Source organism: Fibrella aquatilis, assembly GCF_017353255.1.
In the GTDB taxonomy this organism is placed as follows: Bacteria; Bacteroidota; Bacteroidia; order Cytophagales; family Spirosomataceae; genus Fibrella; species Fibrella aquatilis.
Genome location: NZ_JAFMYU010000019.1, coordinates 133,895 through 145,087, shown reverse-complemented (window position 1 = coordinate 145,087; position 11,193 = coordinate 133,895). Strand labels below are relative to the sequence as shown.

Sequence of the window (11,193 nt, the reverse complement as noted above, 5' to 3'; positions counted from 1 at the left end):
TTAATAGGTTCGGTCTCTTCAGTTTTTGTTTTATCCGGCACGTTCAGCGTCATCGACGATGGCTTGCTGAGGGTGGTAGCCAGAATAAAGAAGGTAATGAGCAGGAAGCCCAGGTCTACCATCGGCGTCATATCGACACGCGTTGAAGCTTTCTTAGACCGTACTTTACCTCCCCCTTTCTTGCCACCACCTCCACCGGTGTTAATTTCTGCCATGAGGGAAAAATGTTAGAGTGTTACAGGTTGCTTATGTACTTAGTTGGCTATGTTTCCCTATAGATGCAGTCACCTCAAGGTTTCCACAAAAAAGAAGAGTTAAGTTAACCAAGAGACAAGCAGCCACTTTTAGTCTGCTTTCCAACCGGCTGGTGGCGCTTCTGTGCCCGTAACCAAGTTGAATTTATTGATATTCTGCGCCTGAAGCGTGGCTAACACGTTCTTGAAAGCCGGAAACTTAGCCAGGTTATCACCTTTCAGGGCAATACGCAGGTTGTTGTTGGCTTTACGAGCGTTATACACCCACTCCTTCAATTCATTAGTTGGCCCGGCACCGGTAGTATCCGTTGGGATACCTGGCTGCTCTTTAACCAGTGCTTTTTTCTCATGCGACAAGTTGAGGTACGACTTCATCTGAGCGATGGGTAATCCAAAGTTGCTCAACAACGAAAATTCTTTCTTTTCCTTGTCAGTAAACGAAATGCCTTTGGCTGCGGCAATATTCTCGAGCATGGCAATACGAGTAGGTTGACCATCGATGCCGAAGTAGACTTTACCCTGCTTGTCCAGCGATATGATCATGATGTCCTTGTCCGGCACCTTGATGCTGGAGATAGACGAAGGTGTTTCGATGGTGGCGGCATCCTGAGACCGGAACTGGGCGGTAAGGATAAAGAAGGTGAGCAGCAGGAACGCTACATCACACATCGCCGTCATATCGACTGTTGAACTGGCCCGTTTAACTTTAACTTTTGGCATTGGATCGTTCGTTACGGTTTACCCACCCGGTTACAGGCGGGTAAACCAATTGAATAACGCAAACGTCGGCTTAGTTGTGCGCAGCAAAGTTCTGCTGGATGCTCAGGCCGATCTCGTCAATATTGTAGGTCAGCGTATCGATGCGGCTCGTGAAGTACGAGTACATGATCGTGGCCAGGGCAGCCGTACCGATACCAATGGCCGTGTTTACCAGGGCTTCAGAGATACCCGTAGACAGCGCACCGGTGTCGGGCTGACCCGTTGCACCCATGGCGGCGAAGGCACGAATCATACCCAATACCGTTCCCAACAGGGCAATCAGGGTGGATACCGATGCCAGCGTGGCAATGATGGTCAGGTTTTTCTCCAGCATAGGCAGTTCCAGCGTTGTTGCTTCTTCCACTTCTTTCTGAAGGGCAACCAGCTTCTGTTCTTTGTTCATGCCGGTGTCGGTAGCCAGTTGCTGATATTTCAGCAGGGCAGTTTTCACTACGTTACCAATTGACCCTTTCTGCTTGTCACACTCTGAGATGGCAGCAGCTACTTCGTTACGGTCAAGGAGCGATTTGATCTTACGGACAAACTCATCGATAGAACCCGTACCGTTGGCGCGGCCAATCGTGATAAAGCGCTCAATAGAGAAAACCAGTACGCAGAGCAGACAGGTGAACAGGAACGGTACGATAAACCCACCTTTGTACACAGTACCTATGTAGTCGCCGGGAATTGGTTCTTTCGAGTTGTCACCGCCCTGGAAGTGGCTGCCATCTCCAAAGAAGAAATGGAACGCCAGTTCAGCCAAGATGAACAGGATCGGAATGACAAACACCGGGTTTAAACCACCTGACGATTTCTTAGGTGCGGCTGCCTTTGCGGGTGCTGGGGATGCAGATTGTGTCTTCATTGAACTGTGTACTGTTGGGGTTGAATTGAAAGTTAGGTTTTGAACGTAAAAAAAGTGAAAATTTTACAACGAAGGCGTTTCGGGAAATAAAATTTCGGAGAACTACCCTGAATGCTCTTACAAAGCTACGTTTTTTCTGTCCAGAAACCGGTACGCGTGCTTTGTAAAAAAAATATGAATTGTAATTTTCTCACTATTTTATAGAACAAAAATGCCCAGAGTTTCCCCAATGCAGGGTGCCGAAGTTATTGACACTCAGCCCTGTTCTGTTCATGCCTACCAAAAGGTCTTCGGTAGGTAATGATTGTATTTTTGGAGGAGCACGGTAAGAGTCCATAGTATGAAAAAATCTCCTTTCATCGTATAAAACGACTTATTAGTCTGAAAGATGCAGGTGCCGGCATGATTCCATAACCCATAGAAAGGTATTTTTTCTAATCAAATCTATAGTATAAGTAGATTTTTGTTTCGTATACTAATCGCACAGTGATATTGAGTCCTTCAGTTTACTTTAGGGCATGATTCGTCTATCCTATCCATTAATTTGTCTTTATCTATTGCTCGTTCAACCAGTCAATGCTCAACTAACGATCACATTTCCTACCACCCGGTTCGTTACGCAACGCGGAACGGACAACCAAGGACATCTGTCTATTGCAGGACATTTAACGGTGGCGGCAGATTTTGTTGAAGCACAATTGACGCCCATAGCTGTAGGGCAGGGTGTAGCCTCTGCCTGGCAGACGGTGCAAACCCACCCCGGCCCGCTTGTCATGGGCTACATTACAGGCGCGGGTGGCTGGTATGTGCTCACAGTACGAGCCATACGCAACGGTGTGATGGTGGCTCAGGCAACGGTTCAGCCTGTAGGTATTGGTGAGGTGTTTATCACGGCGGGGCAGTCAAACGCGCGGGGCTTTGGCATCGGTGATAATGACCTTGGCACCGATACCGACAGGGTTTCTGGCATTGACACTATCAACCACTACTATCCGTCGAACCTGCCCGCGCTGTTTTCGGCCGGGACGCCAATGCCCTACGCTACTTACGTACCCCTTACAGCCGGGAAGAGAATTTTTCCGATGGGCGAAAGTTCGTGGGGCTGGGCTGAACTGGGCGACTATATCGTGAACCGGTTTAATGTTCCTGTTGCTTTTTATAACGCCGGCTGGGATTCGTCTATTATTGAAAACTGGAATAACACCGCTCATGGCATACCAGCCTGTAACCTCTATTACTGTGTAGCTAACTGGCCTAACCTGCAACCCTATACCAACCTGCGGCAGGTCATGAACTACTACGGCACCATTGGGGGCTTCCGGGCTGTACTGTGGCATCAGGGCGAGTCTGAAAATGCGAAATCATCAACCATTCCGCTCTATGCCGCCCGGCTCGATTCACTCATTCGGCAGGCAAGGCAGGATTTCAACGGGCGAACCATGCCCTGGGTAGTGGCAAGGGCTTCTTTCGATGGACAGACAACCACCCCGGCCGTAGTAGCACAACAAAATCAGGTGATACAAACGCCCAACTTTGGCGTATTTGAAGGCCCTCTCAACGATACCATATTAAACCGGAACAGCGGGCAGCCTAACGTGCACTTCGGTAATGCGTTGCGTCCCACGCCCCACCCACGTTACTACCTCAACAATGGCCCGTCTGTTCCGTTCAACATGGGCCTTTCGCGATTTGCCCGAAACTGGAATAATAGCCTAAATACCAGTTTCTTCCAAACAGCCCAGCCTATTTTGCCCATTCACTTTGCTGCAACGGAGTCAGTAGCTACGGCGCAGGGCGGGGTGTTTTTTGGCGGCGACAGTGTAGCGGTGAAATTTGCCAGCTTGGGCACCTACAATGCTGGTAACCAATGGCAGGTGCAGGTGCTTGACAGCCGAGGGCGTTTTAAGGCTACACTGGGCATCGGGGCCAGTTCGCCTATACGGGTGCGTTGGCCCGATTCACTTAGCACTGGCAACTACCGAGTTCGGGTAGTGTCAACCAATCCAGTAGTGGCTGGGGCACCTACGCCTATGTTCGCACTCGTTGGCGATACTGATGTACGTCTCAGCAGTAGCGCCCGGCGGCGGGTGCTGAACCCTGGCGACTCGACCACTATTTTCATCACCGCTACCAACGATGGCCCACTGTCGGCTTCGGCGATTGGCTGGCAGTGTCGGCTTCCTGCCAACACAACCGCCCTGCCGGTTTCGGGCAATGTAAGCGTGGCCAACGGAATCGTGAGTGGCACGATTAGTACGCTGGGCAGCGGCGTGAGCAACACCATGGCGTTTCGGCTGACGGTGCAGGTAGCGGGGCAATATCTGGTGGCGGCCGAAATCATGCAGTGCACACCCACAGATCGCGATAGCCAACCTGCCACCGGAACCGCTGATGGCCAGGACGATACCGCCCAACTTGATCTGCGAGTGGGCAATAGTGGCCCTATTTACCCTTCACCAAACCCCAACCAGGTGCCACTACCGGCCCTGCAAAGCAATCAACCCGCGCCGGTGCCCAACCTAGCCGATTTGAGCTTGCGAATGCAGGTCAGTAGCCGGGCACTCAGGCTCAATGATCTTGTTACCTATACCTTATTTATTACCAATGCAGGCGGTGCCACGGCCAGCAACATAGGCGTTACGGCCTACCTGCCCGCTGGCGTTCAGTTTGTCGACAGCAACGACATGGGGGCCGGGGGTGGCGGCATATCTGGAACAATCAGTTCGTTACCCATGAATGGGTCTACGTCGATGCAGTTTCGAGCCAGGGTAATGGCCGTTGGTGTGAAACAGACCCGCGCTCAACTTCGGTACGCTACCCCCGCCGACCCCGATTCTACCCCCGGCAACGGCCTGCCCACTCCCACCGGCGAAGACGACGAAGCTGTTGTTGATTTTAGGGTAGACTAAGCCGGAATAGCCTTCACTTTCACCTTACGCCCGCGTGGTAGCCGTGGGGGTATGCCGTGGGCCATGCGGCGGTTGAAGAACCGGTAGATGATAGGGAAGATCAGCAGGGTCAGAATGGTGGCCGTAATTAATCCCCCGATCACCACGATGGCCAGTGGCTTTTGCGTTTCGGAGCCAATGCCGCTGCTGACGGCGGCAGGCAATAGCCCGATGGCCGCCATCATAGCCGTCATCACCACCGGCCTAATCCGCGACTGCACTCCTTCGGCAATGGCCTTATCGATATCCATGCCCTCTTTCAGGTTATTGTTAAATACCGAAATCAGAATTACGCCGTTTTGCACGCAGATGCCAAACAGGGCAATGAATCCTACTCCCGCCGAAATGCCGAAGATGGTGCCGGTAGCGTGGAGGGCTAAAATGCCCCCAATGAGCGCAAACGGCACATTCAGCAGTACCAGGCCCGCGTCTTTGGCATTGCCGAAGAGTACAAACAGGATCACGAAAATAGCCACCAGACTCAGCGGCACTACCTGACCCAGCCGCTTGGTGGCTCGCACCTGATTCTCAAATTCACCTGTCCATTCGGCTTCGTAGCCTTTCTCGAACTTCACTTTTTCGCGTACTCGCTGCTGAGCTTCGGCGATGGTGCCGCCCAGGTCGCGCTCCCGGACCGAGAATTTAACGCCAATGAACCGCTTGTTTTTATCGCGGTACACAAAGGCGGGGCCAGTAAGGGTTTTGATGGTCGAGATCTCTTTCAGCGGAATTTTATCACCCCGAATCGTGGGCACCATCAGCAGGCCAATGTCTTCTTCGTTTTTGCGAAAATCAGGTTGGTAACGTACCCGTATGTCGAACCGTTTTTCGCCCTCATAGAGCTGGGTGGCTGTTTTTCCGCCAATGGCCATCTCAATTACCGACTCGGCATCGCCCACGCGAACGCCGTAGAACGCCATCTTCTGTTTGTCGACATAGATGCTCAGTTCGGGTTGGCCCACATTGCGCAAGATACCCACGTCTTTCACCCCCGGCACGTCGCGGATAGCACCAATCACTTCGTTGGCGTACTTGTCTAGCTCGTCCAGATCATTGCCGAAAATCTTAACGGCGTTGCTGGCGTTCATGCCCGCTACGGCCTCGGCTACGTTGTCGATGATGGGCTGCGAATAGTTATAGTTGATACCCTGAAACTGCTTCAGTTTGGCATCCATCTCTTCGATTAATCCATCAGTGGTGATCTTACGGGTCCACTCTTTTTTGGGCTTCAGGTTCACCTGCATCTGCACGTAATAGAACCCCGACGGGTCGGTACCGTCGTTGGAACGGCCCGTTTGCGAAAGCACACCCCGCACTTCGGGGAAGCCCGACAGCTTTTCGCGGAGGGTATGCACCATTTTCACGGTCTCGCCCAGCGACGAACTCATGGGCAGTTTGGCCTCCACCCAAAGGGCACCTTCGTTCAGTTGCGGCAAAAACTCGGTACCCAACAGCGACGCCGACGCGAAGGTGAGACCCATGAAGAGCAGGGCCGCCAGCATGCTGATTTTCTGATGCCCATAGGTCCAGGTAAAGCCATTGGTGACGATCCTATTGAAGAAATTTACCACCGGGTTATTTTTCTCGCGCACGTTTTTGTTCAGCAGCATCGAACACAACACCGGCACCAGCGTGAGGGTAAAAAACAAGGCACCCAGCAGGGCAAAACCCAGGGTCCAGGCCAGGGGACTGAACATTTTACCCTCTACCTTTTCAAACGAGAAAATGGGCAGCAGCGCCGTGATAATGATGAGTTTCGAGAAGAAAACGGCCTTGCCCAAGTCGGTACCCGTTTTGCGAATCAGCCCCAGTTTGGCAAGCTTGTTAAACTTCTCCATGCCCACCTTATGGGCTTTGTGGTCGAGCACCACAAAGATGCCTTCGACCATTACCACCGCTCCGTCGATGATGATGCCGAAGTCAACGGCACCCATAGACAGCAGGTTGGCCGACATGCCGCGCAGGCGCATACAGAAGAACGCAAACAGCAAGGCCAGCGGAATAATGATGCTGACAATCACCGTAGTACGCCAGTCGGCCATGAATAGGAACACGATTACCGTGACGAACAGAATACCCTCGGCGAGGTTGTGCAGCACGGTTTCGGTGCAATAGCTCATCAGGTTATCGCGGTCGTAGAAGGTCTCCATCGTCACATCGTCGGGCAGGACTTTCTCGTTCAGCTCCGCGATTTTCTCCTTTACCCGCCCCAGCACCTCCGACGGGTTTTCGCCTTTGCGCTGCACAATGATGCCCTCCACCACGTCGTCGCTTTTGTCGAGGCCCACCTGCCCCACGCGTGGCTGATTCGACTCGCTGACCTGCGCCACGTCGCGCACGAGCACGGGCAGGCCACCCTGTTCGTCGACGATAATATTCTCAATATCAGCGATGTTGGTCAGCAGCCCAATCCCCCGAACTACGTAGGCCTGCCCGTTTTTCTCGATCACGTCACCACCCACGTTGAGGTTATTCTGCGTCACGGCGTTGTACACTTCCGAGGGTGTAATGCCGTATTTGGTCAGCAGCATGGGGTTCACACTCACCTCGTAGGTCTTCTCACGACCCCCAAATGCTACAATGTCGGCCACGCCCGGAACGGCCCGTAACTGCCTGTCGATGACCCAGTTCTGAATCGTCAGCAGTTCGCGTGTGTCACGGGTGGGGGATTTTAGCGTATACCGAAATATCTCACCGGTGGGGCCGTAGGGGGGCTGAATATCAGGCTCTACACCTTCGGGCAAGGACACCGTGCGTAGCAGGTTGTTGACCTGCTGCCGCGCGAAGAAGTCTTCGACATCGTCTTCAAAAATGATCTTCATCACCGACAGCCCAAACATGGTGATAGACCGGACGTTGGTCTTGCGCTGCACCGAGTTCATGGCTACCTCAATGGGCACGGTCACGAACCGCTCTACTTCTTCGGCGCTGCGTCCGTTCCATTCCGTCACCACAATGATCTGGGTGTTGGTCACGTCGGGGAAGGCTTCAATGGGCGTTCGGAGGTAGCTAACCAGCCCGGCAATGGCAATGGACCCCACCATGAAAAACACGAAGAATCGGTTCTTCAGCGAAAAGGTCAGTATGGCTTTGATGAGTGCGTTCATTCACTAATTAATCATTAAGGGCATCATAAATGAGCAATTGTGACTGGGTGATGACTTTTTCGCCGGGGGCCAGGCCAGTGCGGATGTAGGCAATGTCGCCCTGTGAGCGGTACACCTGCACCTCGCGGGTGTCTATGTGGGCTTTGTCGTGAAACACCATCACAAACTGACGGCTCTTGTCGAAGATCAGCGCCTTGGCAGGAATGGTGGGCATGGAACCGCCTTCGTCAAAGGCGAGGGTGACGCTGGCGTTCATGCCTGGTTTCAGCAGCAACTTATCGTTGGCTAGCCGAATGCGCACCTGCATGGTTTTAGTGGTGGGGTCAAGCACGTTGTAAATCTTGTCGACGTGGCCGGAGAATACCCGGTCGGGGTAGCTGAGCGTACGAATTTGCGCTACCAGCCCCATCCGCATCCGCCCAATTTCCGACTCGTTAACGTTGGCCATCACCCAGATTTCGTTCAGTTGCGAAATGGTAAATACCGCGTTGGCATCGTCAGATCGCAGTTGCATACCCCGGTTGATGTTCTTTTCGAGCACATAGCCTGAAATGGGTGCCTTCACCACCGACTGCGACTGCTTGTCGGCTCCATAGATCTGCAACACCTCCCGCAGGCGGGCCTGTTCGGCCTGTTCGCGCTCTACTTCCTTGCGGGCAGCCACCACATCGCGCTCCGAGCTGAGTTTGTCGGTAAACATCTCCTGGGCCACTTTCAAGTTCTTTTCGGCCAGCCGTAGCTCAGCCTGCGACTGGGCCACTTCCTTGTTATACCCCGCTACTTCGCCCGACTGGATAATGGCCAGTGTTTGCCCCTTTTGCACGTAATCACCCAGTTCGGCCCGCACGTCGCGCACGTTGCCGCCCACCAGCGGGAACACCCGGATCAGGCGGTTTTCGTCGGGTACTACATGGCCGATTAAACGCAGTTGGCTGCGGATGGGCAGACTCTGCACGGCCTCGGTTTGCACCCGGCTGACCATCGTATCGGTAAGCACAAAGGCCGTTTTGGCAACCTCGACAGTAGCCGGTTTTTGTTCTTTCGCGCAGCTTGTTGCCACCAGAAAAAGAAGAATAAAGACAGGTTTCATAGGTCTTGAGGAAGAAAACGTTACCGGAATAGGTCGGTGCCGATGGTAAATGTCAATTGTTCGTAGGCTGTGATACGGTCGGCGCTGAGGCGGTTGAGCTGTTGTACATTTTGCAGGTAAGTCTCGAACAAATCGACAAACTCGATCAGCGACACGTTGCCCCGCTCGAAGTTGCGCAGGATGCTTTGATTAAGCTGGTCAAACTGCGCCGGGAAGCTCTGATCAATTGAGCGGTATGCCACTTCGGTCTGCTGAATTTCTTCCAGCGCGGCCCTGATTTCGTTTTCCACTACCGTTTGTGCCTGCCGTTGCGCCAGTTGCAGGTAGCTCCGTTGTGCCCGCGCCGACTGAATATTGCCTTGGTTTCTGTTCAGAATTGGCAGGTCCATGCTGAGCGTAATACCCAGATAGTTAGGTGTATAGGAGGCATTCTGATCAAACAGCCCTCCTACCCGTAAATCAGGTGTAGCCAGGGCTTTTTGAAATGCGGCGTTGGCATCGGCTTGGCGAACGGCCACGTCGGCACCTTTCAGATCGGGTCTGTTTTCGACCGCCAGCGCGACCGCCTCATTGAGTGTTGGCAATGACCGGGCAAAGCGTGTAGTGTCGGCCGGGCGAATAATGGGGCGTATCGTGGCCGACGTTTGCAGCAAAATGCGTAGGTCCCGCTGTTGCTCGGTGAGTTGGTTTTGCAGGTCTAACTGATCATTGTTGAGTTGCAGCAGCAGCGCCTTCAGCCGGACCAGTTCGCGCAGAGCCACGTTGTTTTTTTCATACTGCCGGGCAAAAGCCGCAATCGTCTCCGTAAGCCGGGCGCGTTGCTGCCGGTACACGGCCAACGTGTTGCTGGTGAAATAGATAGAATAAAACCGACTGTGCAAGTCGAACCGGAGTGTGCGAAGCAAATCAGCAAATTGCAGTTCGGTCAGGCGGCGTTGCTCAGTGGCTACGGCCACGCGCTTGCTGCGTTTGCCAGCTAGCAAAATGGTCTGCTGAAGAGCCAAGGCCTTTTGCCCACCCCTGCCCACGTCGAAAAACTGACTGGCACCAGGGTTGTAGCCATTGAATTCCAAACTGGCAATGGGATTGTCGAACAAACGGGCCTGCACGATTTGTGCCTGAGCTGCCTCTATCTGGAAACGACCCGCCAGGGCCAGTAGGTTCTGGCGAATAAACAAGCTGTCAGCTTGAGGCAACGTAACCGACAGGGTGTCCTGCGCTGCGGCGGATGTGCAGATGCACAAAAACACAGCGAAATATAAACGCATAAGGATGAAATTAAAACGACGAAAAGTCCCAAGAAACGGACCACAAAGGTCAGCTTAAACTAGCCTAATCGTTATTAAAATAGTGTTAATGACTAAACATTAATCCCGATTGCCTAGTAGCCAAGTAGAATTACACAACGTCATGAAACATTGGTTTACACAGTTGGTCGGCCTGCTATTAACCTTCGGCGCCTGTCTGCCTGCTCTGGCTCAGGAGTCTTACTTTAACGTTCCCGAATCGGACGTGGCCGAGAAACACAAGCTCACCATTCAGCAACAGTTTAACATTCAGGACTTTTACCGGTCGCTCACCACCATAGATTATGGTTTGGGTAAGGATTGGGAAATAGGAGCCAACCTGCTTAACCTCGATTATTACCCGCAAACCCACAGTTTTCAGCGCAACGATTCGACCACCGAAAACGCTTACTCGCCTCTATTGCTGCTGAACGCGCAGAAAATTTTCAAGCTGGGCCACCAGTTTCACATCGGCCTGGGTGGACAGGCGGGTTTCAACCTCACGCCCCACCAAGGGCAGCACCGGTTTGTGCACTATGTCTATGCCAACCTGAACAGATCTTTCCACGACGACCACTATAAGCTTACGGCAGGGCTGTATAATGGTCACGTGCGCTACCTTGGCGGCAATCAGGTAGTGGGATTTCAGGCAGGATTCGATGCAGGTATTTTTTACCAAAAGCTGCACATCCTGGGCGACTGGATTTCGGGGCAGCACGACGTGGGGCAGTTGGGGCTAGGTCTGGAAATATACCTGACTAAGAGCCTGCCCCTGGCCTTGGGCTGGCAACGTAACAATCAGGATGGCTCGTCGGGGCTGATTGTGCAGTTGACATACAGCCCAGAGTAGCCCACGGCTTCAGAAGGGGCATCGGGCTATTTGC

8 protein-coding genes are annotated in these 11,193 nt (G+C 53.0%); 2 read left to right on the top strand and 6 right to left on the bottom strand.

What is annotated here, in order from left to right; all coding sequences use genetic code 11:
* From J2I48_RS20770 to J2I48_RS20760, 3 genes are all read right to left on the bottom strand, one after another.
* On the bottom strand, positions 1 to 215 hold a 215-nt coding region (locus J2I48_RS20770), incomplete at its 3' end, for an ExbD/TolR family protein (protein ID WP_207337419.1).
* Positions 216 to 344: 129 nt separating this feature from the next.
* The gene (locus tag J2I48_RS20765; protein ID WP_207337418.1) at positions 345 to 974 is read right to left on the bottom strand and encodes an ExbD/TolR family protein; all 630 of its coding nucleotides are present in this window, start codon (positions 972 to 974) and stop codon (positions 345 to 347) included.
* 70 nt (positions 975 to 1,044) lie between these two features.
* Complete coding sequence (locus J2I48_RS20760) at positions 1,045 to 1,878, bottom strand: MotA/TolQ/ExbB proton channel family protein (protein ID WP_207337417.1); 834 nt, start codon at positions 1,876 to 1,878, stop codon at positions 1,045 to 1,047.
* 698 nt (positions 1,879 to 2,576) lie between these two features.
* Between J2I48_RS20760 and J2I48_RS20755 the strand changes: the two genes are divergently transcribed.
* Complete coding sequence (locus tag J2I48_RS20755) at positions 2,577 to 4,787, top strand: sialate O-acetylesterase (RefSeq protein WP_229376580.1); 2,211 nt, start codon at positions 2,577 to 2,579, stop codon at positions 4,785 to 4,787.
* On the opposite strand, the gene J2I48_RS20750 is transcribed toward J2I48_RS20755, so the two are convergent.
* From J2I48_RS20750 to J2I48_RS20740, 3 genes are read right to left on the bottom strand one after another with little or no spacing between them, the layout of a single operon-like run.
* Positions 4,784 to 7,933: an efflux RND transporter permease subunit gene (locus J2I48_RS20750; RefSeq protein WP_229376571.1), complete on the bottom strand. Its 3,150-nt coding sequence runs from the start codon at positions 7,931 to 7,933 to the stop codon at positions 4,784 to 4,786. The two genes, J2I48_RS20755 and J2I48_RS20750, sit on opposite strands and share 4 nt — an antisense overlap.
* 7 nt (positions 7,934 to 7,940) lie before the next feature.
* Positions 7,941 to 9,023, bottom strand: coding sequence for an efflux RND transporter periplasmic adaptor subunit (locus J2I48_RS20745; RefSeq protein WP_207337415.1), 1,083 nt, complete (start codon positions 9,021 to 9,023; stop codon positions 7,941 to 7,943).
* A gap of 20 nt (positions 9,024 to 9,043) precedes the next feature.
* Positions 9,044 to 10,291 (bottom strand): TolC family protein, encoded by a 1,248-nt coding sequence (locus tag J2I48_RS20740; RefSeq protein ID WP_207337414.1) that lies wholly within the window; start codon positions 10,289 to 10,291, stop codon positions 9,044 to 9,046.
* Positions 10,292 to 10,433: 142 nt separating this feature from the next.
* On the opposite strand from J2I48_RS20740, the gene J2I48_RS20735 reads away from it, so the two are divergent.
* Complete coding sequence (locus J2I48_RS20735; RefSeq protein WP_207337413.1) at positions 10,434 to 11,159, top strand: hypothetical protein; 726 nt, start codon at positions 10,434 to 10,436, stop codon at positions 11,157 to 11,159.
* The last annotated feature ends 34 nt before the right edge of the window (positions 11,160 to 11,193 follow it).

Coding starts and splice junctions, on each gene's coding strand:
- J2I48_RS20765 (WP_207337418.1), bottom strand. CDS start 974: ATGCCAAAAGTTAAAGTTAAACGGGCCAGTTCAACAGTCGATATGACG.
- J2I48_RS20760 (WP_207337417.1), bottom strand. CDS start 1,878: ATGAAGACACAATCTGCATCCCCAGCACCCGCAAAGGCAGCCGCACCT.
- J2I48_RS20750 (WP_229376571.1), bottom strand. CDS start 7,933: ATGAACGCACTCATCAAAGCCATACTGACCTTTTCGCTGAAGAACCGA.
- J2I48_RS20745 (WP_207337415.1), bottom strand. CDS start 9,023: ATGAAACCTGTCTTTATTCTTCTTTTTCTGGTGGCAACAAGCTGCGCG.
- J2I48_RS20740 (WP_207337414.1), bottom strand. CDS start 10,291: ATGCGTTTATATTTCGCTGTGTTTTTGTGCATCTGCACATCCGCCGCA.
- J2I48_RS20735 (WP_207337413.1), top strand. CDS start 10,434: ATGAAACATTGGTTTACACAGTTGGTCGGCCTGCTATTAACCTTCGGC.